General features: G+C 68.0%; 25 protein-coding genes. 10 read left to right on the forward strand and 15 right to left on the reverse strand.

All coding sequences use genetic code 11. The features are described from left to right. Positions 1 to 36: 36 nt before the first annotated feature. The 8 genes from ACSFA2_RS08340 to pdxH form a co-directional block, all read right to left on the reverse strand. On the reverse strand, positions 37 to 1,959 hold the full coding sequence (locus ACSFA2_RS08340) for a PrkA family serine protein kinase (RefSeq protein WP_435454836.1): 1,923 nt from the start codon (positions 1,957 to 1,959) through the stop codon (positions 37 to 39). A gap of 326 nt (positions 1,960 to 2,285) precedes the next feature. Beyond that, on the reverse strand, positions 2,286 to 3,425 hold the full coding sequence (dnaJ, locus tag ACSFA2_RS08345; RefSeq protein WP_435454837.1) for a molecular chaperone DnaJ: 1,140 nt from the start codon (positions 3,423 to 3,425) through the stop codon (positions 2,286 to 2,288). A gap of 87 nt (positions 3,426 to 3,512) precedes the next feature. Further along, positions 3,513 to 5,450: a molecular chaperone DnaK gene (gene dnaK, locus ACSFA2_RS08350; RefSeq protein ID WP_435454838.1), complete on the reverse strand. Its 1,938-nt coding sequence runs from the start codon at positions 5,448 to 5,450 to the stop codon at positions 3,513 to 3,515. A gap of 107 nt (positions 5,451 to 5,557) precedes the next feature. Continuing rightward, entirely contained in the window at positions 5,558 to 6,133 is a 576-nt protein-coding gene (gene grpE, locus ACSFA2_RS08355; RefSeq protein WP_435454839.1) for a nucleotide exchange factor GrpE, read from the reverse strand. 248 nt (positions 6,134 to 6,381) lie between these two features. Then, a complete protein-coding gene (locus tag ACSFA2_RS08360; RefSeq protein WP_286648589.1) occupies positions 6,382 to 6,732 on the reverse strand; it encodes an FKBP-type peptidyl-prolyl cis-trans isomerase in 351 nt (116 codons plus the stop codon). 108 nt (positions 6,733 to 6,840) lie between these two features. After that, a complete protein-coding gene (locus tag ACSFA2_RS08365) occupies positions 6,841 to 7,221 on the reverse strand; it encodes a winged helix-turn-helix transcriptional regulator (RefSeq protein ID WP_435454840.1) in 381 nt (126 codons plus the stop codon). A 125-nt stretch (positions 7,222 to 7,346) separates the two neighbouring features. Then, positions 7,347 to 8,198, reverse strand: coding sequence for an archaetidylserine decarboxylase (asd, locus tag ACSFA2_RS08370; RefSeq protein ID WP_435454841.1), 852 nt, complete (start codon positions 8,196 to 8,198; stop codon positions 7,347 to 7,349). Between the two features lie 115 nt (positions 8,199 to 8,313). Then, entirely contained in the window at positions 8,314 to 8,958 is a 645-nt protein-coding gene (gene pdxH, locus ACSFA2_RS08375) for a pyridoxamine 5'-phosphate oxidase (RefSeq protein WP_435454842.1), read from the reverse strand. 54 nt (positions 8,959 to 9,012) lie between these two features. On the opposite strand from pdxH, the gene ACSFA2_RS08380 reads away from it, so the two are divergent. Beyond that, entirely contained in the window at positions 9,013 to 9,594 is a 582-nt protein-coding gene (locus tag ACSFA2_RS08380) for an NTP transferase domain-containing protein (RefSeq protein WP_435454843.1), read from the forward strand. Here the strand turns inward: ACSFA2_RS08380 and ACSFA2_RS08385 are convergent. Then, positions 9,578 to 10,114 (reverse strand): superoxide dismutase family protein, encoded by a 537-nt coding sequence (locus ACSFA2_RS08385; protein WP_435454844.1) that lies wholly within the window; start codon positions 10,112 to 10,114, stop codon positions 9,578 to 9,580. The two genes, ACSFA2_RS08380 and ACSFA2_RS08385, sit on opposite strands and share 17 nt — an antisense overlap. After that, complete coding sequence (locus ACSFA2_RS08390) at positions 10,111 to 10,785, reverse strand: gamma-glutamylcyclotransferase (protein ID WP_435455007.1); 675 nt, start codon at positions 10,783 to 10,785, stop codon at positions 10,111 to 10,113. The genes ACSFA2_RS08385 and ACSFA2_RS08390 overlap by 4 nt, the downstream gene beginning before the upstream one ends. A gap of 120 nt (positions 10,786 to 10,905) precedes the next feature. Between ACSFA2_RS08390 and ACSFA2_RS08395 the strand changes: the two genes are divergently transcribed. After that, on the forward strand, positions 10,906 to 11,487 hold the full coding sequence (locus ACSFA2_RS08395; RefSeq protein ID WP_435454845.1) for an OmpA family protein: 582 nt from the start codon (positions 10,906 to 10,908) through the stop codon (positions 11,485 to 11,487). A gap of 65 nt (positions 11,488 to 11,552) precedes the next feature. On the opposite strand, the gene gntR is transcribed toward ACSFA2_RS08395, so the two are convergent. After that, a complete protein-coding gene (gntR, locus tag ACSFA2_RS08400) occupies positions 11,553 to 12,581 on the reverse strand; it encodes an HTH-type transcriptional regulator GntR (protein ID WP_435454846.1) in 1,029 nt (342 codons plus the stop codon). Between the two features lie 184 nt (positions 12,582 to 12,765). On the opposite strand from gntR, the gene ACSFA2_RS08405 reads away from it, so the two are divergent. From ACSFA2_RS08405 to ACSFA2_RS08435, 7 genes are all read left to right on the forward strand, one after another. Beyond that, positions 12,766 to 13,356 carry a gluconokinase gene (locus tag ACSFA2_RS08405; RefSeq protein ID WP_435454847.1) on the forward strand — a complete coding sequence of 197 codons (591 nt, stop codon included), beginning with the start codon at positions 12,766 to 12,768 and terminating at the stop codon, positions 13,354 to 13,356. Then, the gene (locus ACSFA2_RS08410) at positions 13,353 to 13,868 is read left to right on the forward strand and encodes a TRAP transporter small permease (RefSeq protein WP_435454848.1); all 516 of its coding nucleotides are present in this window, start codon (positions 13,353 to 13,355) and stop codon (positions 13,866 to 13,868) included. The genes ACSFA2_RS08405 and ACSFA2_RS08410 overlap by 4 nt, the downstream gene beginning before the upstream one ends. A 10-nt stretch (positions 13,869 to 13,878) precedes the next feature. After that, positions 13,879 to 15,159, forward strand: coding sequence for a TRAP transporter large permease (locus ACSFA2_RS08415; protein WP_435454849.1), 1,281 nt, complete (start codon positions 13,879 to 13,881; stop codon positions 15,157 to 15,159). A gap of 62 nt (positions 15,160 to 15,221) precedes the next feature. Beyond that, a complete protein-coding gene (locus ACSFA2_RS08420) occupies positions 15,222 to 16,229 on the forward strand; it encodes a TRAP transporter substrate-binding protein (protein ID WP_435454850.1) in 1,008 nt (335 codons plus the stop codon). Between the two features lie 107 nt (positions 16,230 to 16,336). Beyond that, positions 16,337 to 18,175, forward strand: a complete 1,839-nt coding sequence (gene edd, locus ACSFA2_RS08425; RefSeq protein ID WP_435454851.1) for a phosphogluconate dehydratase — start codon at positions 16,337 to 16,339, stop codon at positions 18,173 to 18,175. 154 nt (positions 18,176 to 18,329) lie between these two features. After that, entirely contained in the window at positions 18,330 to 18,965 is a 636-nt protein-coding gene (locus ACSFA2_RS08430) for a bifunctional 4-hydroxy-2-oxoglutarate aldolase/2-dehydro-3-deoxy-phosphogluconate aldolase (RefSeq protein ID WP_435454852.1), read from the forward strand. A gap of 5 nt (positions 18,966 to 18,970) precedes the next feature. After that, entirely contained in the window at positions 18,971 to 19,696 is a 726-nt protein-coding gene (locus ACSFA2_RS08435; RefSeq protein WP_435454853.1) for a haloacid dehalogenase type II, read from the forward strand. A gap of 20 nt (positions 19,697 to 19,716) precedes the next feature. Here ACSFA2_RS08435 and gloA read toward each other — a convergent pair whose 3' ends face one another. Then, entirely contained in the window at positions 19,717 to 20,127 is a 411-nt protein-coding gene (gene gloA / locus ACSFA2_RS08440) for a lactoylglutathione lyase (protein ID WP_435454854.1), read from the reverse strand. Positions 20,128 to 20,259: 132 nt separating this feature from the next. On the opposite strand from gloA, the gene trxC reads away from it, so the two are divergent. After that, on the forward strand, positions 20,260 to 20,697 hold the full coding sequence (trxC, locus tag ACSFA2_RS08445) for a thioredoxin TrxC (RefSeq protein WP_435454855.1): 438 nt from the start codon (positions 20,260 to 20,262) through the stop codon (positions 20,695 to 20,697). Here the strand turns inward: trxC and ACSFA2_RS08450 are convergent, their stop codons facing one another. The 3 genes from ACSFA2_RS08450 to ACSFA2_RS08460 are packed head-to-tail and all read right to left on the reverse strand — an operon-like array spanning position 20,698 to position 24,127. Continuing rightward, positions 20,698 to 21,396: an ABC transporter ATP-binding protein gene (locus ACSFA2_RS08450; protein ID WP_435454856.1), complete on the reverse strand. Its 699-nt coding sequence runs from the start codon at positions 21,394 to 21,396 to the stop codon at positions 20,698 to 20,700. Beyond that, on the reverse strand, positions 21,393 to 23,066 hold the full coding sequence (locus ACSFA2_RS08455; RefSeq protein ID WP_435454857.1) for an ABC transporter permease: 1,674 nt from the start codon (positions 23,064 to 23,066) through the stop codon (positions 21,393 to 21,395). Before ACSFA2_RS08455 ends, ACSFA2_RS08450 begins: the two co-directional genes overlap by 4 nt. Further along, on the reverse strand, positions 23,063 to 24,127 hold the full coding sequence (locus ACSFA2_RS08460) for a Fe(3+) ABC transporter substrate-binding protein (protein WP_435454858.1): 1,065 nt from the start codon (positions 24,125 to 24,127) through the stop codon (positions 23,063 to 23,065). Before ACSFA2_RS08460 ends, ACSFA2_RS08455 begins: the two co-directional genes overlap by 4 nt. Positions 24,128 to 24,141: the final 14 nt, after the last annotated feature.

Genomic DNA, 24,141 nt, shown 5'->3' on the forward strand with positions numbered 1-24,141 from the left:
GGTGTCACACCTCCGCGCCGGAGCGCGACATCAAACTCAAGAACTCTTGCGAACGCGCAGGTACCACTCGCACAGCAGCCGCACCTGCTTGGCGGTGTAGCCCTTCTCGACCATGCGCGCGACGAAGTCCTGGTGCTTCTTCTGTTCGTCGGCACTGCTCTTGGTGTTGAAGCTGATGACGGGCAGCAGCTCCTCGGTGTTCGAAAACATCTTCTTCTCGATCACCGTGCGCAGCTTCTCGTAGCTGGTCCACGCGGGGTTGCGCCCGGCATTTCCGGCCCGTGCGCGCAGCACGAAGTTGACGATCTCGTTGCGGAAATCCTTCGGGTTCGAGATGCCGGCGGGCTTCTCGATCTTCTCGAGCTCGCCGTTGAGCGCCACGCGGTCGAACACCTCGCCGGTGTCGACGTCGCGGTACTCCTGGTCCTGGATCCAGTAGTCGGCGTAGGTCACGTAGCGATCGAAGATGTTCTGGCCGTACTCGCTGTAGCTCTCGAGGTAGGCGGTCTGGATTTCCTTGCCGATGAACTCGGCATAGCGCACCGCCAGGTGCTCCTTGATGTACGCCAGGTACTTCTGTTCGGTCTCGGCCGGGAACTGCTCGCGCTCGATCTGCTGTTCGAGCACGTACATCAGGTGCACCGGGTTGGCAGCGACCTCGCTGCTGTCGAAGTTGAAGACCTTCGAGATGATCTTGAAGGCGAAGCGCGTCGACACGCCGCTCATGCCCTCGTCGACGCCGGCGTAGTCGCGGTACTCCTGCAGCGACTTGGCCTTGGGGTCGGTGTCCTTCAGGCTGTCGCCGTCGTAGACCTGCATCTTGCTGAAGATGCTCGAGTTCTCCGACTCCTTCAGGCGCGTGAGCACCGAGAACTGCGCCATCATGCGCAGCGTGCCAGGGGCGCACGGTGCTTCCCACAGCGACGAGGTGCGCACCAGCTTCTCGTAGATCTTGATTTCTTCCGAGACGCGCAGGCAGTACGGCACCTTGACGATGTAGATCCGGTCGAGGAAGGCCTCGTTGTTCTTGTTGTTGCGAAAGGCCTTCCATTCGCTTTCGTTGCTGTGGGCCAGCACGACGCCGTCGAAGGGAATGGCGCCGAAGCCTTCGGTGCCCTTGAAATTGCCTTCCTGCGTGGCCGTCAGCAAGGGATGCAGCACCTTGATCGGCGCCTTGAACATCTCGACGAACTCGAGCAGCCCCTGGTTCGCAAGGCACAGGCCTCCGGAATACGAGTAAGCGTCGGGGTCGTCCTGCGCGTAGGTCTCGAGCTTGCGGATGTCGATCTTGCCGACCAGCGAAGAGATGTCCTGGTTGTTCTCGTCGCCGGGTTCGGTCTTGGCCACGCCGATCTGCCGCAGCACAGACGGGTAGCGCTTGACCACCTGGAACTTGCGGATGTCGCCGCCGTATTCCTCGAGCCGCTTCACGGCCCACGGCGACAGGATGCGCTGCAGGTACCGGCGCGGAATGCCGTATTCCTTCTCGAGGATTTCGCCGTCTTCCGTCGGGTCGAACAGCCCGAGCGGCGATTCGTTTACCGGCGAACCCTTGATCGAATAGAAGGGCACTTGCTCCATCAACTGCTTGAGCCGTTCGGCGATGGAACTCTTGCCACCGCCCACCGGGCCCAGCAGGTAAAGGATCTGTTTCTTTTCCTCCAGGCCCTGGGCGGCATGGCGGAAGTAAGACACCACCTGTTCGATGGCGTCTTCCATGCCATAGAACTCCTTGAACGCCGGATAGAGCTTGATGACCTTGTTCGCAAAGATGCGCGAGAGGCGCGGGTCGTTGCGGGTGTCGACGAGTTCGGGTTCGCCGATGGCCTTGAGCATGCGTTCGGCGGCGCTGGCGTAGGCCACCGGTTCACGCTTGCAGATGTCGAGGTACTCCTGCAGCGAGATGACCTCTTCTCGCGTGCGGTCGTAGCGGGCGGCAAAGTTGCTGATCACATCCATGGACAAAACCTCCATCGAGTCAATGAGGCCGTAGCCCCGGATCTGCCGCAGAACACGCGCTGACCGCAACCGCTGTGTAGGCGCTTGCGCACGGCGTGGTGCCTGCAAAAACTCCCTAACCAAACTGCTGATTCAGCATAAAGCAAAGATCGCACCTGCGTGTGGTGTGTTCTCTCTGAACAACAGCGCTGGATCAAGTTCCACCCTGAACCATGAACGATTCGGCAACAGTGATCGCCGACCGTGTTTTCCCCGTATATCGATAGCACCAAACAAAAGGGCGGCCCGCAGGCCGCCCTTGTCGGAGCGATGTCAGCCAAAGGCGTTCAGCTGAAGAATTCCTTGGCCTTGTCGAACCAGCCCTTGTCGGTCGGGCTGTGCTTGTGGCCGCCCTTCTTGAAGGAGTCGTCGAGCTCCTTGAGCAGCTTGCGCTGGTGCTCGGTGAGCTTCACGGGCGTCTCGACGCGGACGTGGCAGTACAGGTCGCCCGGGTAGCTGCCGCGCACGCCCTTGATGCCCTTGCCGCGCAGGCGGAACTGCTTGCCGCTTTGCGTGCCATCGGGAATGTCGATGGCGGCCGCGCCGCTGAGGGTCGGCACGTTGATCTCGCCGCCCAGCGCGGCCGTGGTCATGCTGACGGGCACCACGCAGTGCAGGTCGTCGCCGTCGCGCTCGAAGATCTCGTGCTTCTTCAGGCGGATCTCGATGTAAAGATCGCCCGGTGGCCCGCCGTTGGTGCCGGGCTCGCCGTTGCCGGTGCTGCGGATGCGCATGCCGTCGTCGATGCCCGCGGGGATCTTCACCTCCAGCGTCTTGTTGTTCTTGATCTTGCCCTGGCCGTGGCAGGTGGCGCACGGCTCGGGGATGATCTTGCCGCTGCCGTGGCATTGCGGGCAGGTCTGCTGCACGCTGAAGAAGCCCTGGCGCATCTGCACCGAGCCCTGGCCGTGGCAGGTGGTGCAGGTGATAGGCTTGGTGCCGGGCTTGGCGCCGCTGCCGTGACATGTCTCGCAGTCGTCCCAGCTCGGGATGCGGATCTGCGCGTCCTTGCCTTCGGCCGCTTCCTCCAGCGTGATCTCCATCGCGTAGCTCAGGTCGCTGCCGCGAAACACCTGGCGACCGCTGCCCTGGCGGCCGCCGCGGGCGCCGCCGAAGACGTCGCCGAAGATGTCGCCGAAAGCTTCCGCAAAGCCGCCGAAGCCCTCCGCGCCCGGGCCGCCGCGCATGTTCGGGTCGACGCCGGCGTGGCCGTACTGGTCGTAGGCGGCGCGCTTCTGCGCATCGGACAGCATCTCGTACGCTTCCTTGGCGTCCTTGAACTTTGCCTCGGCGTCCTTCGAGGCGTCACCCTGGTTGCGGTCGGGGTGGTGCTTCATCGCGAGCTTGCGATAAGCCTTCTTGATTTCTTCCTCGCTCGCGTTCTTGGGAACGCCGAGGGTTTCGTAGTAGTCGCGTTTGGTGGCCATGGTGCGTGGTCGTCGGGAGCGGGGTCAGGAAACGGAAAAGGCTGGAGCACCCGACAGGGTGATCCAGCCTTGGAGAGCGGCTGCCGATCAGCCCTTCTTCACTTCCTTCACCTCGGCGTCGACGACGTTGTCGTCGGCCGGGGCGCTTGCAGCTTCCGCGCCAGCGGCGGCACCGGGGCCACCTGCGGCGCCGGCCGCGGCCTGCGCATCGGCGTACATCTTCTCGCCCAGCTTCTGGCTCGCGCTCATCAGCGTGTTGGTCTTTTCCTCGATCGCGGCCTTGTCCTCGGTCTTGAGCGCCTCTTCGACGTCCTTGATCGCGGCTTCGATCTTTTCCTTCTCGCCGGCTTCCAGGCTCGCACCGTGTTCGCCCAGCGACTTTTTCACGCTGTGGACCATGGCTTCGCCCTGGTTGCGGGCCTGCGCCAGTTCGACCTTCTTCTTGTCGTCGGCGGCGTTCAGCTCGGCGTCCTTCACCATCTTCTGGATCTCGTCTTCCGACAGGCCCGAGTTCGCCTTGATGGTGATCTTGTTTTCCTTGCCGGTGCCCTTGTCCTTGGCGCCCACGTGCAGGATGCCGTTGGCGTCGATGTCGAAGCTCACCTCGATCTGCGGCGTGCCGCGCGCGGCCGGCGGGATGCCTTCCAGGTTGAACTCGCCCAGCGCCTTGTTGCCCGAGGCGATCTCGCGTTCGCCCTGGAACACCTTGATCGTCACGGCCGGCTGGTTGTCTTCGGCGGTCGAGAAGGTCTGCGCGAACTTGGTCGGGATGGTCGTGTTCTTCACGATCATCTTGGTCATCACGCCGCCCATCGTCTCGATGCCCAGCGACAGCGGGGTCACGTCCAGCAGCAGGACGTCCTTGCGGTCGCCCGAGAGCACCTGGCCCTGGATGGCGGCGCCGACGGCCACGGCTTCGTCCGGGTTCACGTCCTTGCGCGGTTCCTTGCCGAAGAACTCCTTGACCTTCTCCTGCACCTTGGGCATGCGGGTCATGCCGCCGACCAGGATCACGTCGTTGATGTCGTTGACCGACACGCCGGCATCCTTGATGGCGGTGCGGCAGGGCGCGATGGTGCGTTCGATCAGCTCGTCGACCAGGCTTTCCAGCTTGGCGCGGCTGAGCTTGATGTTCAGGTGCTTCGGGCCCGAGGCATCGGCCGTGACGTAGGGCAGGTTGATGTCGGTCGCGGCGCCGTTCGACAGTTCGATCTTGGCCTTTTCCGCGGCTTCCTTCAGGCGTTGCAGCGCGAGCACGTCCTTGCCGAGGTCGACGCCTTGCTCTTTCTTGAACTCGGAAATGATGTAGTCGATGATGCGCTGGTCGAAGTCTTCGCCGCCCAGGAAGGTGTCGCCGTTGGTCGACAGCACTTCGAACTGCTTCTCGCCGTCGACGTCGGCGATCTCGATGATCGACACGTCGAAGGTGCCGCCGCCCAGGTCGTACACGGCGATCTTGCGGTCGGCCTTGTCGTGCTTGTCCAGGCCGAAGGCCAGGGCCGCGGCGGTGGGCTCGTTGATGATGCGCTTGACGTCCAGGCCCGCGATGCGGCCGGCGTCCTTCGTGGCCTGGCGCTGGCTGTCGTTGAAGTAGGCCGGCACGGTGATGACCGCTTCAGTCACCGGCTCGCCGAGGTAGTCTTCGGCGGTCTTCTTCATCTTGCGCAGGATCTCGGCGCTGACCTGTTGCGGTGCCAGCTTCTTGCCGCGCACTTCGACCCACGCGTCGCCGTTGTCGGCCTTGGAGATGGTGTAGGGCATCAGGTCGATGTCCTTCTGCACTTCCTTCTCTTCGAACTTGCGGCCGATCAGGCGCTTGACGGCGTAGATCGTGTTCTTCGGGTTCGTCACGGCCTGGCGCTTGGCCGAGGCGCCGACCAGCACTTCACCGTCTTCCTGATACGCCACGATGGACGGCGTGGTGCGCGCGCCTTCGGAGTTCTCGATCACGCGGGTCGTGTTGCCCTCCATGATCGAGACGCACGAGTTGGTGGTGCCAAGGTCGATGCCGATGATTCTGCCCATGATGAAGGTTCTCCTGAATGCTGAAATGAAGTTGTTGTGAACGTGTGGATAACCCGCTGTGATTCAAGGGATGGCGCGGGGATTTCCTGTGGGTTTCTTGTGCGCGATCAGCTCGCCGAGCTGACCGTGACCAGCGCCGGGCGCAGCACGCGTTCGGCGATGGTGTAGCCCTTTTGCAGCACGCCCACGATGGTGTTGGGCTCCTGGCCCGGCGTCGGCACGACCGAGATCGCCTGGTGCTGGTGCGGGTCGAACTTGGTGCCGGCAGCCGGGGCGATCTCGATCACCTTGTGGCGTTCGAGCGCACTCTTGAGCTGGCGCAGCGTGGCTTCGGCGCCTTCGCGGATCTGTTCGGGTGTGACGTCCTGGATCGCGAGACCGGCTTCCAGGCTGTCCGTCACCGGCAACAGGCTTTCGGCAAAGGACTCGACCGCGAACTTGCGGGCCTTGCTGATGTCGTCGTCGGCGCGGCGGCGGGCGTTCTGCACGTCGGCCTGAGCGCGGAGGTACTGGTCGGCCAATTCGGCGTTCTTGGCCTGGAGCGCGGCCAGTTCGGCCTGGACGGTGGCCAGTTCGTTCTGGGCATCGGCCTCGTTGGCGAACTGCGCGGCTTCCAGCTCTTCGGGGCTCGGGTCGCCTTGCAGGGTCTGCGGGTTCAGTTCTGGATTTTTTGGGTCGGACATGCTCAAAAACCGTTGGATCGGCCGTGAAAGAAACGATTGCAGGCCATCTGGGGCCGGCGGCAGGGCTTTTCAAGGCAAAAAAATGCGGCTGATCAAGCCGCTGGCGGGAAACACTGAATTCGCCCCGTCCCCCCGCCTGCCTGTTCCAGGAACACCGCGGAACTGGCTTTGCCAGGCCGCTGGTGTTGCCCCCGGTAGGGGGTTGGCGGCTACGCGAAGCGAGCAAGCCTGGGGGCGAGCCAAATCTCTCAGTGTGCGTCGAGCAGTTCGACGTCGAACTTCAGCGTGGCGTTCGGCGGAATCACGCCGCCGGCGCCGCGGGCACCGTAGCCCAGCGCGGCCGGGATGACCAGCGTGCGCTGGCCGCCGATCTTCATGCCGGCGACGCCTTCGTCCCAGCCCTTGATGACCTGGCCGGCGCCCAGCGAGAACGCGAAGGGGTCGTTGCGGTCGCGGCTGGAGTCGAACTTGGCGCCTTGCACGCCGTCGTTGTACAGCCAGCCGGTGTAGTGCACGTGCACGTGCTGGCCGGGCTTGGCTTCGGCGCCGTCACCGACGACGGTGTCTTCGTACTGCAGGCCGGAAGGGGTGGTGGGCATGGGCGCTCCTTGTGGGGTGTGAAGAGAAAGAAAGCGGGGGAGTTTAACGAGCAGCCACGGCCGCTCTGCAGGACGCCACGCCGTCGCAGCGCGGCGGCGGCCGGCTGGTCAGTGCGAGGAGGGGGGCGACGCGGGTGGGAGGGGCGTCGATACCGTCGCGGTTGGCGTTGCCGCCGCGGCCGCTGCTTTCCTGACCTGCCCCGCCTGCCATTTGGCGGCGAAGGCCTGCAGGTCGGACAGGCGCTTGAGCAGGTCCTGCCCGCTGAGTGTCAGGCAGTAGCCTTCGCCGCTGTGGCTGACGACCCCGGCTTCGCGCAGTTCCTTGATGCGGGTGTTCAGCGTGTTGGGCGTGATGCCGCCCACGCTGTCCTGCAGCAGCCGGAACGTCTGTGCATGGCCATCCCGCAGCGCCCAGAGCACCCGCAAGGCGTAGCGTGCTTCGAGCAACGCCAGCAGCTGGTTCACGGCTGCGTTTTCCTTGGAACTCATCGGGGTCGTCTCCTCGGCATGGATGGCGGCGCAAAGCGGGGCTGGCGACTATAGCGCAGGCGTCCGTTTGCTACGAATGTTGTAGCTGTCGCGTCGCGCCAGCCGTGGGCTGCGGCGGACAACGCTCAACCGGTGGCGTGGTTGGCCATCACTTCGCCCAGACGCACCGGCCGGCCTGGCGCCCAGGCCGGGTTGAAGGCCAGCGCGGGTCGCGGGAACAGCATCACGACCGTCGAGCCGAGCAGGAAGCGCCCCATCTCGTCGCCCTGCTTGAGCGCGATGTCCTGGTCGTCGTAGCGCCACTCGCGCACCTCGCCGCCGCGCGGCGGGTTGATCACGCCGTGCCAGACCGTGGCCATGCTGCCCACGATGGTGGCGCCGACCAGCACCAGCACGAAGGGGCCGCGCGGCCCGTCGAACAGGCACACGGTGCGCTCGTTGCGCGCGAACAGGCCCGGCACGCCGCGGGCGGTGGTCGGGTTCACCGAGAACAGCTCGCCCGGCACGTAGATCATGCGGCGCAGCCGCCCGTCGCAGGGCATGTGGATGCGGTGGTAGTCGCGCGGGCTCAGGTAGAGCGTGGCGAAGCTGCCGTGCGCGAACTGCGCCGCCAGTGCCGCATCGCCGCCGACCAGCGCGGTGGCCGTGCAGTGGTGGCCCTTGGCCTGGAAGATCTGGTCGTCGTCGATCGTGCCGAACTGGCTGATGGCGCCGTCGACTGGCGACACCAGGTCGGCGGCGGCGATCGGCCGGGCGCCGGGCTTGAGCGCCCGGGTGAAGAAGTCGTTGAAGCTGGCGTAGCTGGCGATGTCGCTGTTGAGCGCCTCCGCCATGTTCACGCCGTACTTGGCGACGAAGCGCCGCACGATCCAGGTCGTGACCGCGCCGCGTTCCTTGCCGGCGACCCAACCGGCGAAGGAGGTCAGGGCCTGCTTGGGCAGGAGGTACTGGGGGAGAACGGGGAGGCGATCGGACACGTGGGGGAGGCAAAAGCGGCAGGACCGCGCATTCTAGGAACTTGCAGCACCCACACCCGCTGCCCCAGGCGGCGCGATTCGGTGTAGGCGTGCGCCGCGCAGGTCGCTGTCGGGCTCAGGGTGCCAGCCGTTCGCGCACCCAGTCGCCGTCGTGCCGGTAGCGCAGCCGGTCGTGCAGGCGGCTCTTGCGGCCCTGCCAGAACTCCCAGCGGTCTGGCACCAGCCGGTAGCCGCCCCAGTGCGGTGGCCGCGGTGGTGCCAGCAGGTGCCGGGCGGCGGCGACGGCGGCGTTCTTCACCAGCACGTCGCGCCCCGAGATCACCTCGCTCTGCGGGCTGGCCCAGGCACCGATGCGGGAGTCGAGCGGACGGCTCGCGAAATAGGCGTCGCTTTCTGCGGCATCGACTTTCTCGACACGGCCCTCGATGCGCACCACACGCTCGAGCTCGACCCAGTGGAACTGCAGCGCCGCATACGGGTTGCCGGCCAGCTCCTGGCCCTTGCGGCTCTGGTAGTTGGTGTACCAGACGACGCCGCGCGCGTCGTAGCCCTTGATGAGCACGATGCGGGTCGACGGCCGCAGGTCGCTGCCGACCGTGGCCAGCGTCATGGCGTTGGGCTCGGGGACTTGCGCCTCGATGGCTTCGCCGAGCCAGCGTTCGAACTGCTGCAGCGGCTCGTGCGCACTGTGGGTTTCGTCCAGCTCGGCGCGTTCGTAGCTCTTGCGCAGCGCGGCGAGGGTGTCGTTGGGGGAGGTCATCGGGTGATTGTCGGCGCAGCACGCCATCTGCGGCGTGCGCGTGATACTTCGGGCATGACCGTGCCCCTGCCTTCCGACCTGCCCACCGTGCTCGTGCTGGCCTCCGGCCGCGGCGAACGCTTTCGCGCCTCGGGCGGCGCGCAGCATAAGCTGACGGCGCCTCTTGGCGGCAAGCCAGTTCTGGAGCGGACGCTCGATGCGGTGCGCGCCAGCGGACTGCCGTGGCACCTCGAAGATGCCGGCCATCCAGGCATGGGCGACTCGATCGCGGCGGCCGTGCGCGCGACGGTTGGTGCGTCCGGCTGGCTGGTGCTGCCGGCCGACCTGCCGTTGGTGTTGCCCGAAACGCTGCGCCGCGTGGCCGAGGCGCTGGCCGCGGGCGCCGAGGCGGTGCAACCGCAGCGCGAAGGACAGCGGGGTCACCCGGTGGCGTTCGCCGCGGGCGCGCGCGACGCGCTCCTGGCCCTTTCCGGCGAGCGCGGTGCCGCGCCCGTGCTGCAGGCGTTGCGCGCGCGGGGCGTGGTGGTCGACCTCGTGGTGGACGACGTCGGCACCGTGACCGACATCGACACCCTGGCCGACCTCGCTGCCGCCGAAGCGCTGTTGACCGCGCGGGGACTCAGCCCTTCGCGATGACCGCGCAGGCGATGCGCGGGCCGGAATTGCCGGCCGGCTGCGTCGTGAAGTCGTCGCGGTCGCGGTGCACCACCAGCGCCCGGCCGATCACGTTGTTGGCGGCGCCGTCGGTCAACGAGATGGAATGGACGTCGACGCGGAAGCGCGCCACACCGCTCGCGTCGGCCATCAGGCTGGGCAGCTCGCCGGCGTGGCTGCCGGGGGCCGCGAACTTGCCGTGCACGCCGCCAGCCGGGTTGAAGTGGCCGCCGGACGCATTGCCGTTGTCGCCGCAGTCGCCCTTCTCGTGGATGTGAAAGCCGTGCTCGGTGTTCGGCGGCAGGCCGCGCACTTCGCCGGCCACGCGCAGGCCGTGCTCGAGCGGTGTGAAGGTCACCTTGCCGATGGTCGGGTTGGGCGTGATCGCCGCGGTCGGCACGAGGTCGGCGATGGCGCCGGACCCGCCGGACATCGAGGCGCAGCCTGCGAGCAGGCCCGCGGCCGCGGTGGCCAGGGCGATCGAACGGAAACGAGAGGTCATGGTTTCTCCTGGAAGTTTTGGGGCGCTGCGGATGCGGCGGTGTCCGGGTATAGCGGTGCCGTCGGTGCGCTGCAATCGGCCGATGCCGACTGTTCGCATTCTGCGAGTTGCACAAGGCGGGCCAGCGCACGGTCGTGGATGGCGTGGCGCTGCAGTTCGAGCCATGTCTGGCGGGCGTAGTCGAGCGAGGTGCCGTAGCGGCCGGTGGCGCTCTGGAAGATCTGGCGGTAGCGTGCGTCGCTCAACTCGCCGGTGAAGTTCGGGCTGCGCCGCGACAGCGTGAAGGCCAGGGCCCGCACCCGGCCGCCGGGCGTGACGCAGTCGAGCCAGCGCGGGTCGTAGACGCCGGTGGGCATCTCGCGCAGCCACAGCCGGCCCAGGGTCTCGAGGCCGTCGGCCGCCGGGATGCGGAACACCATGCCCTGGCAACTGCCGCCCGAGAGCAGCCCGAAGACCAGCCCCGGGTTCTGCACCGTGCCGCGGTTCACGCGGCTCCACATCTTGAGCGCCCGATGCCAGCCGTGCACCTTGGCCGCGCGGCGTTCGGCGAAGTCGAAGTCGGGCCGCCAGATGAGCGAGCCATAGCCGAAGAGCCAGAGGTCGTCGTGGCCGCCCCAGTCGGCGATGGTGCGTTCGAGCATCGGCTGCGGGTCGCGCAGCGCGCGCGGCAGCGGGTCGAGGCCGGGTGGGCCGGGGTTGCCGCAGGCCGCATCGGCCGGGGCACCTACAATTTCGCGGTCATGGATCACCCGCCCATTATTTACCGCCCCCTTTCCTACGGAGAACATCGGATGTCATCCAGCAACGACGAAGACAGTCAGCAGCGCTTTGCCCTCGGGTTTCTTTTTGCGCTGATCGCGCTGGTGGTCTTTACCGTGGTGGGGGTGGCGGTCTTCAATTACGGCATGGGCGGTGCGACGCCCCTGAGCGCGCAGGACAGCGGCTTGCCCGTCACACAGGTGGAATCGGCTGAAGCGCCGGCGCCCGTGCCTGCGCCGGGCAGCACCCTGACCACCGAAACCGTGACCGCCGTCGTGCCCGAAGGCGCGAGCATCCGGGTCGTGGGCGGCGTCGTGAACTTCTATTTCGCCACCGGCAGCGCCGACCTGGCGCCGGGGGCCGCCGAGGCGCTGGCCTTGGTCATCCAGGGCGTCGAAGGCGGTCGCAAGGCGGTGATCTCGGGATTCCACGACACCACGGGTGACGCGAAGATCAACGAAGAGCTGGCCAAGCTGCGGGCGCAGACGGTGCGAGACGTGCTCGTGGGCCTGGGCGTCTCCGCCGACAAGGTCAACCTGCAGAAGCCAGCCGTCAGCGCCGGTTCGGGCAACGACGCCGAGGCACGGCGCGTCGAGGTGAAGTTGCTCGACTGAGCGGCGCCAGACGCTTTGCAGGCAGGCCCGGTGTCGACCGGGCTTTTTTCTGGGCGGCGCGCGCCTCAGCTGCTGCCGCGCACGACCAGCTCGTAGTCCAGCTCGACGCAGCCGGGCAACGGCAGTGTGCCGCGCATCATGCCCAGCAGCATCTCTGCGCCGGCCCGGCCCACTTCGCTGCGCGGTGTGCGCACGGTGGTGAGCGGCGGCACCATCTGGTCGCTGCCCGCCAGGTCGTTGAAGCCGGCGATGGCGATGCGGCCCGGCACCAGCACCTGCAGGCGGTTGGCGGCCAGCAGCCCGCCCTGGGCGATGTCGTCGTTGCAGAAGAAGATGGCGTCGATGTCCGGCATGCGCTGCAGCATCTCCTCGAACAGGCGCGCCCCCAGGGCGATCGACGAGCGCTCCGGGCTGAGCATTTCCAGCCGCGGGTCGTAGAGGCCGGCCTCGCGCAGGCCGCGGCGGTAGCCTTCGGCGCGTTGCATCACGCGTGGGTCGAGCTGGGCGCCGCAGAAGGCGATGCGACGGCGCCCGCGCGCCAGCAGGTGGCGCGTGATGGTGGCACCGGCATCCACCTGTGAAAACCCCACGCACGCGACGCCGGGCGCGGTGCTGGTTTCCATCAGATGCACGCAGGGCACGCCGCTGCGCACGATGAGCTGACGCGCCGCTTCACTGCGGTCGAAGCCGGTCACCAGCAGGCCGGCGGGACGGTGGGGCAGGTAGGTGTGCAGCAGCAGTTCTTCTTCGGCGCTGTCGTAGTGCGTCACGCCGATGAAGGGCTGGTAGCCCTCGGGGAACAGGGTGCGGTGCACCGCTTCCAGCAGGTCCACGAACAGGGTGTTGGACAGCATCGGCACCAGCACCAGGACCTGGCTGCTGCGCTGCGACGCCAGGGCGCGGGCGGCGGGGTCGGGCACGTAGCCCAGGCGCCCGGCCGCCTCGCGGACCCGCGAGGCCAGCGCCGGGTCGACGCTGCGTTCGCCGCGCAGCGCCCGGGACACGGTGATCGGGCTGACCGACGCTGCCCGCGCCACGTCGTCGAGCGTGATGCGGCCACTGGAGCGGCGAGGGCGGCGGGTCGCGTCGGTCAAGGGTAAATCCGGATGAAAGAAGCGCCCATTGTTCTCTAGGATAGCGCTATCCAGCACAGGGTTAACAAGTAGAACGCACCGGGTGCGCTGGGAGTTCAGCAGGTGCTTCCCTGTTCGCCCCCAATTTTTGAAGACAATAGCGGCCACGGCCCGGCCCTTCGACCGGGCCTTTTTTTGACTCTCAATGGACAGCGCTATCTCATCCTTCGAACCGCAGGCCATCGTGGTCATGGGCGTCTCCGGCTGCGGCAAGTCGAGCGTCGGCGCGGCCTGTGCCGCTGCCCTGGGCTGGACGCTGCACGAGGGCGACGCGTACCACGCACCCGAGAGCGTTGCCAAGATGCGCGCGGGCACACCGCTGACCGACGCCGACCGCGCCGGCTGGCTGGACCGCCTGGCCGATCTGCTGGCGTCTCCGTCCGAGGGCGTCGGCCGGGTGCTGACCTGTTCCGCGCTGCGCCGCCGGTACCGCGACCGGCTGCGTGAGGCCACGCCGCACCTGGGCTTCGTCTTTCTCGCTCTCGACTACGACGCGGCGCTGGCCCGGGTGCAGTCGCGGGCCGGTCATTTCTTTTCGCCGGCGCTGGTGTCGAACCAGTTCGCCACGCTCGAATCGCCCGTGGGCGAGCCGGGCGTGCTGGTGCTGGACGCCACGCAGCCCATGGCGGACCTGGTCACCGCGGTGGTTGCCTGGGCCGCACCGACGCAGGCTGCCGCTGCTGCATCTCCCCATCCCACCACAGGGCGCGCCACGTCGCCCGGAGACATCGCATGAGTCATCCCTCTTCCACAACGCCAACGCCCCGGAAGCCGGCGCTGCAACGCCTGGCCGAACTCTTCATGGTCGTGGCGCTGGCCGGCATGGTCATCGCCGTGTTCGTCAACGTCGTGCTGCGCTACGTGTTCGCCACCAGCATCGTCTCGTACGAGGAAATCTCGCGCCTGCTGTTCGTCTGGCTGGTGGCCGTCGGCACCATCGTTGCGGCCTTCGAGGGCAAGCACCTGGGCTTCGACATGCTGACCTCGCGCCTGAAGGGCGGGGCGCGCAAGGGCCTGTTCTGGGTGAGCCAGGCGCTGGTCGCGCTGTGCATGGTGCTGCTGCTCAAGGGCGCCTGGGGCCAGGTGATCGCCGGCATGGAGAGCTTCAGCACCGTGCTGGGCTATCCGCTGGCGATCGGCGCTGCCGCCACGCTGGTGCTGGCGGTCGGCCTCTTGGTCGCGCTGGTGGTCGACCTGGTGCGCGGCGAGCCGCCGGCGACGTCCGGCGACGCCGGCGAGATCGAGTGAGGGCGGCGCCATGATCGTCACCGCCATCTTCCTGATCGTGCTCATCGGCGGCATGGTGATCGGCATGCCGATCGCCCATGCGCTGGTGCTGACCGGTGTCGCGCTCATGTGGCACCTGGACTTCTTCGACGCGCAACTGCTCGCGCAGAACCTGCAGGCCGGCTTCGACAACTTCCCGCTGCTGGCCGTGCCCTTCTTCATCCTGGCCGGCGAGCTGATGAACGCGGGCGGCCTGTCGCGCCGCATCATCGACCTGGCCCGTGCGTTCGTGGGGCACATCCCCGGCGGCCTGGGCTTCGTGGCCATCGGCGCCGCGGTGCTGCTGGCGTCGATGAGCGGCTCGGCCATTGCCGACACCGCCGCGCTCGCCACCATCCTGCTGCCCATGATGCGCGAGCAGAAGTACCCGCCCGGCTACAGCGCGGGCCTGCTCGCGTCGGGCGGCATCATCGCGCCGATCATCCCGCCGTCGATGCCCTTCGTGATCTACGGCGTGACGACTAACACGTCGATCAGCAAGCTGTTCCTGGCCGGCGTGTTCCCCGGCCTGATGATGGGTGCGTTCCTGATCGCCGCCTGGTGGTGGATCGCCCGCAAGCACCAACTGCCCGCCATGCCGCGCGTGGCGTGGGGCGCGCGCATGAAGGCGCTGGTGCACAGCTTCTGGGCCATGATGATGCCGGTCATCATCCTGGGTGGCCTCAAGGGCGGCATCTTCACGCCGACCGAAGCGGCGGTGGTGGCCGCGGTCTACGCGCTCATCGTCTCGATGTTCGTCTACCGCGAGATGACCTGGGCCCGGCTGTACGAGGTGTTCCTGGCCGCGGGCAAGACCACGGCGGTGGTGATGTTCCTGTGCGGTGCCGCCACCGTCACGGCCTACATGATCACGCTGGCCGACCTGCCCAACATGCTGGCCGACAGCTTCTCGGGCGTGATGGGCAACCCCATCGTGTTCATGGCGCTGATGATGCTGTTCCTGCTGGTGGTCGGCACCGCCATGGACCTGACGCCCACCATCCTGATCTTCGGCCCGGTGTGTGCGCCGCTGGCCGTCAAGGCCGGCATCGACCCGGTGTACTTCGGCTTCATGTTCATCTACGTGGGCTGCATCGGCCTGATCACGCCGCCGGTCGGCACCGTGCAGAACGTGGTGGCCGGCGTCGGCCACCTGCGCATGGAAACCGTGATCAAGGGCACCACGCCCTTCCTGCTCATGTACGTGCTGCTGGCCGTGATGTTCGTGCTGTTCCCGTCGCTCATCACCGCGCCGCTGGCCTGGATGCATTGAGCGTCGGCGTCAACCCTCTTTCTTTTCTTTCTGCCATCCCTTTCGACAACAGGAGACTTCCCATGCGCATTCGTTTCGCTCTCGCCGGCCTGGTGGCCGCACTCGCCACCGCAGGTGCCGTCCAGGCCCAGGACTTCAAGCCGCGCATCGTGCGCTTTGGCTATGGCCTGGTGGACAACTCCAACCAGGGCCGTGCCGTGCGGGTCTTCGCCGAGGCGGTCGAGAAGGCCACCGGCGGCAAGATGAAGATCCGCGGCATCGGCAATGCATCGCTGGGTTCCGACACCCAGATGCAGCAGGCGCTCATCGGCGGCGCGCAGGAAATGATGGTCGGCTCGACCGCCACGCTGGTGGGCATCGTGCCCGAGATGGCCGTGTGGGACACGCCCTTCCTCTTTGCCAACGTGAAGGAAGCCGACGTCGTGCTCGACGGCCCGGTGGGTGAGAAGGTCAAGGCCAAGCTCGAACCCAAGGGCATGGTCGGCCTGGTGTACTGGGAGAACGGCTTTCGCAACCTCACCAACAGCAAGCGCCCGGTCAACAAGCTGGAGGACATGAACGACATCAAGCTGCGCGTGATGCAGAACAACGTGTTCCTCGACAGCTTCAAGGCGCTCGGTGCCAACGCGGTGCCGCTGCCTTTCTCCGAACTGTTCACCGCGCTGGAAACGCGCGCTGTCGATGGCCAGGAGAACCCTTTCAACACCGTGGTGTCGAGCAAGTTCTACGAAGTGCAGAAGTACCTGACGGTCACCAACCACGTCTACAGCCCCTGGATCGTCACGGTCAGCAAGAAGTGGTGGGACACGCTGAGCCCGGCCGAGAAGAAGGTGCTGCAGGACGCCGCGGTGAAGAGCCGCGACTTCGAACGCAAGGACACGCGCGAAGAAGCCACCAAGGCCCTGGCCGAGCTCAAGACCAAGGGCATGCAGATCAACGAACTGCCGGCCAGCGAAGCCAACCGCATGCGCGAGAAGCTTGCCACGGTGAACGTCGGCATCGCCAAGTCGGTGGGGCAGGAGACCTGGGATTCGGTCAACGCGGCCGTTGCGCAAGTGCGCGGCAAGTAAATCCCACCACGCGGTGCGAAGGGCTGCGCGCCCTTCGCCCGCACCGCGCCGCAGGTCCAGGGTTTACCATGAAGCCTCCAGCCAGCCGGCGCATCCACAGCCCCCGCATGCCACTCCACGACACCGTCCAAGCCGTCACCCGACGCATCCGCGAACGCAGCGCGTCGACCCGCGCCGCCTACCTGGAACAGATCGATGCCTACGGGCACCGAGACCGCGGTTCCGACCGCATGGGCTGCGCCAACGTGGCCCATGCCGTGGCCGGCGTGCCGGTCAACGACAAGCTCAAGATCGTCGCCGAGCGCGCGCCGAACATCGGCATCGTCACCGCCTACAACGACATGCTCTCGGCCCATGCGCCGTACCAGGGCTACCCCGACATCATCAAGCACGAGGCGCGCCGCCTGGGTGCCACCGCGCAGGTCGCGGGTGGGGTGCCAGCCATGTGCGACGGCGTGACGCAGGGCACGCCCGGCATGGAACTCAGCCTGTTCAGCCGCGACGTGATCGCGATGGGCACGGCCATCGCCCTCACGCACGACATGTTCGATGCCGCGCTGATGCTTGGCGTGTGCGACAAGATCGTGCCGGGCCTGCTGATCGGCGCGCTGCACTTCGGCCACTTGCCCACCGTCTTCGTGCCGGCCGGGCCGATGCCTTCGGGCCTGTCGAACAGCGACAAGGCCAAGGTGCGCGAACAGGCGGCGCAGGGCCTGGTCGGCCGTGCGGGCCTGATGGAGGCCGAAATGGCCGCCTACCACGCGCCCGGCACCTGCACCTTCTACGGCACGGCCAACAGCAACCAGATGCTGCTGGAGGCGATGGGCCTGCACGTGCCCGGCACCGCCTTCATCCAGCCCGGCAATGCGATGCGCGAGGCGCTCACGCGCGAGGCCGTGCGCACGGTGCTGGGCAAGGCGTCGTCGACGGCCTTCCAGTGCCCGCCGATCGGCCGGCTGGTCGACGAGCGCGCCATCGTCAACGCGATGGCGGCACTGCTGGCCACCGGCGGGTCGACCAATCACCTGATCCACTGGGTCGCGGTGGCGCGTGCCGCCGGCATCGTGATCGACTGGAACGATTTCTCCGAACTGTCCGACGTGGTGCCGCTGCTCACGCGGGTCTATCCCAACGGCAGCGCCGACGTGAACGCCTTCCAGGACGCCGGCGGCCCCGGCTACGTGATCGGCGAACTGGTCGGCGCCGGCCTCATGCACGCCGACGTGCTGACCGTGCGGGCCGGCGGCATCGCCGAGTTCGCCAGCATTCCGACGATGCAGGGCGAGCCCTCGGCCGAAGGCGTGCTGCACTGGCACTCGGCGGCGCCGTCGAAGAACGACGCGGTGGCGCGCCCGGTGTCGGCACCGTTCAGCGCTACCGGCGGCCTCAAGCTGCTCAAGGGCAACCTGGGTCGCAGCGTAATCAAGGTGTCGTCGGTGCCCGACGATCGCCACGTGATCGAGGCGTCGGCGCGCGTGTTCGATTCGCAGGCCGCATTGCAGAAGGCTTTCACCGCCGGTGAGCTCGACCGCGACGTGGTGTGCGTGGTGCGCTGGCAAGGTCCGCAGGCCAACGGCATGCCCGAACTGCACAAGCTCACGCCGCCGCTGTCGGTGCTGCAGGGCAAGGGCTTCCGCGTGGCGCTGGTCACCGACGGGCGCATGAGCGGCGCGTCGGGCAAGGTGCCCGCCGCCATCCACGTCTCGCCCGAAGCGGCGGCCGGCGGTCCGCTCGCCAAGGTGCGCGACGGCGATGTCATCCGGCTCGACGGCGTGGCCGGCACGCTGACGGTGCTGCTACCCGACGACGAATGGGCGCAACGCGAGACGGCTACCATGCCCGACGAACAACGCCAGGCCGACGGCCGCGGCCTCGGCCGTGAACTGTTCGCCGGCATGCGCCGCAATGCGCTCACCGCAGAAGAAGGAGCCTGCTCATGGCTGTAGTCAAGGCTCTCCCCCGGGGCTTCGCGCACTTCGTGCCGCTTCTCCCTCCCCCTCACCGGGGGCAGCACCAGCGGCCGGGCAAAGCCCGTTCCGCGGTGCTCCTGGCGCTGATGGCGCCGGCAGCACGACCAACAGCAACGTTTGGAGCAATGAGATGAGTGAAAAATTGACCGCGCTGGACGTGATGCGCGATGCGCCGGTGATCCCGGTGATCGTGCTGCACGACGTGGCGCATGCCGTGCCGCTGGCGCGCGCACTGGTGGCCGGCGGCATCCGCATGCTCGAAGTCACCCTGCGCACGCCGCAGGCGCTGCAGTGCATCGAAGCCATCGCCCGCGACGTGCCCGAGGCCGTGGCCGGCGCCGGCACCATCCGCAGCGCGTCCGACGCGCAGGCCTCGGTGCTGGCCGGTGCGAAGTTCGGGGTGAGCCCCGGTTACACGTCCGCGGTCGGCAAGGCCTGCCGCGACCTCGGCCTGCCCCTGCTGCCCGGCGTGGCGACTGGCAGCGAAATCATGATGGCGCAGGAAGACGGCTACCAGCAGCTCAAGTTCTTCCCCGCGATGCAGGCCGGCGGCCTGCCGATGCTCAAGGCCTGGCAGGGGCCGTTCGGCGACGTGACCTTCTGCCCGACGGGCGGCATCCACGTGGGCAACGCGGCGGAGTTCCTCGCGCTGTCGAACGTGGCCTGCGTGGGCGGTTCGTGGATCGTGCCGACCGACGCCATCCAAAAGGGCGATTGGGCGCGCATCGAACAATTGGCGCGCGAGGCGACGCAGCTGGCGCGCTGAACGCGATGCAGGACACCTTGGCCGACACCGACCTCAAGGTCATCGCTTTCGATGTCTTCGGCACGGTGGTCGACTGGCACGGCGGCATCGCGGCCGAAGTCGAGCGCTTGTTGCCTGGTGTGGACGGCAGCGCCTTTGCGCTGGCCTGGCGTGCCGGCTACCAGCCCGCCATGCGCGCCGTGATGGACCGCATTGCCGCAGGCGAGGGCGGCTTCACGCTGATCGACGAGTTGCACCTGAACATCCTCGAGGGCGTGCTGCGCGATGTCGGCGTGACACGGCTCGATGCGGCGCACAAGCGCGAACTCAACCGCGCCTGGCACCGCCTCCCGGCCTGGCCCGACGCGGTGGCCGGCCTCGCGCGGCTGAAGTCGAAATACATCGTGTGCACGCTGTCCAACGGCAACATCGGTCTGCTGACCGAGATGGCGAAGAACGCCGGCCTGCCGTGGGATTGCGTGCTGTCCGCCGAAGTCTTCAAGGCCTACAAGCCCGACCCGCGCACCTACCTGGGCGTGGCCGGGGTGTTCGACATCGCGCCGCGCCAGGTCATGCTGGCGGCCGCGCACCACGACGACCTGGCAGCGGCGCGTGCCTGCGGCCTGCGCACGGCGTACATCGAACGTTCGAACGAGTTCGGCCTGGGCCAGCCGAAGGACGTGTCGCCGCAACCTGGCAACGACCTGCACGCATGCGACATCGGCGCGCTGGCCGATCTGCTGGGATGCTGACCCAGCGACGCTGACGCCGCTCAGCGCAGCCCGCCGCCCTCGGCGCCTTCCTGGCGCTGGATCAGTTCGATCTTGTACCCGTCGGGGTCCGTCACGAAGGCGATCACGGTGCTGCCACCCTTCACGGGGCCGGCTTCGCGCGTCACGTTGCCGCCGGCGGCCTTGATCTTCTCGCAGGCCGCGTAGGCGTCGGGCACGCCCAGCGCGATGTGGCCGTAGGCGGTGCCCATCTCGTAGCTCTCGGTGCCCCAGTTGTAGGTCAGCTCGATCTCGGCCTGGGCCGGGTTGCCTTCGTAGCCGACGAAGGCCAGGCTGTACTTGTAGTCCGGGTTTTCCGAAGTGCGCAGCAGCTGCATGCCCAGCACCTGGGTGTAGAAATCGATGGCGCGCTGCAGGTTGCCGACGCGCAGCATGGTGTGGAGGAGTCGCATCTCGTGGGTCCGCTGGTGTTCGAACCGCCGATTGTGCGACGCCGGCTGCGGTCGCGCCGTGCCGGGGGCTTGCAAAGCCCACGGGCGGGCCTCAGCTGCACGACTGAACATCGTCATTCCGGAGTCGCCTTCATGACCGACATGCTGCACATCGTCTGCCCGCACTGCCACACCACCAACCGCGTGCGCGCGGACCAGACGGGCAGCGCCCCGGACTGCGGCAGCTGCCATCAGGCGCTCTTCACCGGCCATTCCACGGCGCTGAACGAATCGAGCTTCGAGCGCCATGTGGCGCGCAACGACATTCCCGTGCTGGTCGATTTCTGGGCGCCCTGGTGCGGGCCCTGCCGCCAGATGGCGCCGGGCTTCGAGGCTGCGGCCGCCCGACTGGAGCCGCGCGTGCGCCTCGCCAAGGTCGACACCGAGGCCGTGCCCGCGCTGGGTGCGCGCTTCAGCATCCGCAGCATCCCGACGCTGGCCCTCTTCAAGGGCGGCCGCGAGATCGCGCGGCAGGCCGGCGCCATGGGTCCGGCCGACATCGTGCGCTGGGTGGACGCGCAGCTGCGCTGATCAGCCCTGCCCCGGGGGCCGGTGGTCGGCCAGCCAGCGCGTCAGCCGGCCGTTGTGCATGGTGCCGATGCGGTCGGCCATGACCTGTGCTTCGTGCTCGTTGTGCGTCACCAGCATGGCGGTCTGGCCGGCCTGCTTCAGGATGTCCCGCACCTCGACCGTCAGTCGCTCGCGCGTGGCGCCGTCCAGGTTGGAGAAGGGCTCGTCGAGCAGCAGCAGGGCGGGCGCCGGCGCCAGCGCGCGCGCCAGCGCGATGCGTTGCTGCTGCCCGCCCGACAGTTCATGCGGGAAGCGCGCGCCGGCCTCGGCCAGGCCCACCAGCGTCAGCATCGCATCCACCCGCGCATGTCGCTCCGCAGCCGTCGCACGGCGCAGCCCGAAGCCCACGTTCTGCGCCGCCGTGAGATGCGGGAACAACGCGTACTCCTGGAACATCATGCCCACGCGGCGCTGCTCGGGTGGCCGATGCGTGCCGGGCGTGGAGAGCAGTACGCCGCCCAGCTCGATGCGCCCGGCGCGCACCGGCTCGAAGCCGGCGATGGCGCGCAGCACCGTCGTCTTGCCGCAACCCGAGGGGCCGAGCAGGCAGCCGATGCGGCCGGCGTCTAGATCCAGCGAGAAGCCGTCGACCACGGTGTGCAGGCCGCGCGCGCCGTCGTAGCCCAGCTGAAGGTCTTGGATGTGCAGGGCGGCGGTCATGGGTGTGGATTCTGGTGGCCGGTGGCCGGCGCCTGGCGGAACTGCGTGCGCGCCAGCAGCACCACCGGCAGCAGGCCGGCCCCCACGATGGCCAGCGCCGCGAGCGCGCCTTCCTCGTAGGTGCCGCGCGCCGCCTCGGCGTAGAGCCAGGTGGCGAGGGTGTCGAAATTGGCGGGCCGCAGCAGCAGCGTGGCGGGCAGCTCCTTCATCGCATCGACGAAGACCAGCAGCGCGCTCGCGCCGATGGCTGGCTGCAACAGCGGCAGGTGCACCCGACGCAGCGTGCCGGTCGCGTTCTCGCCGAGCAGGCGCGCTGCCTGTTCGAGCGCCGGCGGAATGCGCGCCAGGCCCGATTCGATGCCGCCCACCGGCATCGCGAGGAAACGGATCACGCAGGCCACGACCAGCACCATGCCCAGACCCATCAGCGGCAGGCCCGGCAGGCCGAGCCAGCCGGCCACGCGCGCATCGACAGCCAGCGCAGGGGTGAGCAGACCGATGGCGAGCACCGTGCCGGGCAGGGCGTAGCCGAGTGTCGCGGCGCGCGCCTGCCAGCGAGCGGGGTTGGGTGCCGACGCGTGGCTGCGCGCGGTCCACGCGACCACCAGCCCCACCGTCACCGCCAGCACGGTGACGCCCAGCGCCAGCGCGATCGTGTTGCCGAGGCTGGTGACCAGCCCCCGCGAAATGCCGTGGCCGAACTGCAGGCGCTTGATGCTTTCCCACACCAGGTAGACGGCCGGCGCAACGAAGCCGACCAGCACCGGCAACGACGCCGCGACGGTCGCCATCCAGGCGGCCATGCCGTGCAGCGGCCGCGGTTGCATGGCGTGCATGCGTTGCGCCGAGCCGAAGCGCCGGTGCCGCCGCCCATGCCGTTCGAGCAGCACCAGCGCGATCACGACCAGCAGCATGGCGCAGGCGATCTGCGCCGCACCGGCCAGGTCGGAGCGCGTGATCCACGTCGTGTAGACCGCCACCGTGAGCGTCTGGATGCCGAGGAATTCGGACGCGCCGATGTCGTTGAGCGTCTCGAGCAAGGCCAGGCTCAGGCCCACCGCGATGGCCGGGCGCGCGAGCGGCAGCGCCACCCGCCGGAAGGCGCCGAAGCGGCCCTCACCCAGCGTGCGCGCGGCTTCCATCAGGTGCGCCGGCTGCGTCATGAACATGGCGCGCGCCGTCATGTAGACGTAGGGGTAGAGCACGACGCCGAGCACGAAGATCGCACCGCCCATCGAACGCAGGTCGGGCAGGCGGAACTGCCGCGGATTGTCGTAGCCGAGCATCCAGCGGATCGCGCCCTGGATCGGGCCGATCGGGTGCAGCAGGTCGAGGTACGCGAAGGCGACGATGTAGGTCGGCATCGCCAGCGGCAGCAGCAGCGCCCAGTGCAGCACGCGCCGGCCGGGGAAGTCGCAACTGCTGACCAGCCAGGCGCAGCCGGTGCCGATGACGAGCACCACCGCACCGACGCCGGCCAGCAGCAGCGCGGTGTTGAGCGCCGCCTGCGGCAGCACGAACTGCAGCAGATGCGCCCAGTGCGAGAAGTCCGCGCCCAGCGCCAGCCAGGCAAGCGACCCCACCGGCGCGAGCACGCCGAGGGCCACGAGCAGCGTGGCGATGCGCCAGAGCGGTCCGGCCGCGCGCAGGCCGCGCGGCGTGGCGGTCACTGGTCGAAGCCGACCTTGTCGACCAGCGCGCTGGCCTGCTTGCGGTACTTGGCCATCTCGGTCAGCGGCAGTGGGTCGACCTTCAGTTCACCGATGGTCTGACCGATGATCGGGTCGAGCGCCACGCCCTTGCGTACCGGGTATTCGTAGTTGGCCTGGGCATAGAGCGACTGGGCCGATTCCGACACCAGGAACTCCAGCAGCTTGACCGCGTTGGCGCGCTGCGGCGCGTTCTTCGCCACCGCCGCGCCGCTGATGTTCACGTGCGTGCCGCCGCTCTTGCCATTCGCGAAGGTCGGGCGCACCACCTGGATGGCATCGCCCCACCTGCGTGCGTCGCTGCCTTCCTTGGACGACTTCATCTGGCCCACGTAGTACGAGTTGGCCAGGCCGATGTCGCAGATGCCGCCGAGGATGTCGCGCGCCACGTCGCGGTCGCCGCCGGTCGCCTTGCGGGCCAGGTTGGCCTTCACGCCGCGCAGCCATTGTTCGGTCTTGGCTTCGCCGTCGTGCGCGATCAGCGAGGCGACCAGCGCCGTGTTGTACGGGTGCTGGCCGGCGCGGATGCAGACCTTGCCCTTCCACTTCGGGTCGGCCAGGTCTTCGTAGCGAAAGGTGCCGAGCTTCAGGGCCTTGTCGGCGTACAGCACGCGCGCGCGCATCGACAGCGCGAACCACTGGCCGTCGGCGCCCCGCAGGTTGGCCGGGATGGCCGATTCGAGCGCGGCCGACTTCACCGGCTGCGTCACGCCGCCGTCGACCAGGTCGAGCAGGTTGCCGACGTCGACCGTCATCAGCACGTCGGCCGGCGAACGGACGCCTTCGGCCTTCACGCGTTCGAGCAGGCCGTCCTTCACAAACACGGTGTTCACCTGGATCTTCGTGGTCGCGGTGAAGGCCGTGAGCAGCGGCTGGATCAGGCCCGGCTCGCGCGTGGTGTAGAGCGTCAGCTCATCCGCGGCGTGCGCGGGCAGCGCTGCGGTGGCCAGGCAGGCGGTGGTGGCGAAGAGGCTGATGGCGCGCAGGGCGCTGCGGCCCGTCGATTGGCGGCGGTCGGTCATGGAGGTCTCCTGAT

The organism is Variovorax cryoconiti (genome assembly GCF_051216395.1).
Lineage (GTDB): Bacteria > Pseudomonadota > Gammaproteobacteria > Burkholderiales > Burkholderiaceae_C > Variovorax.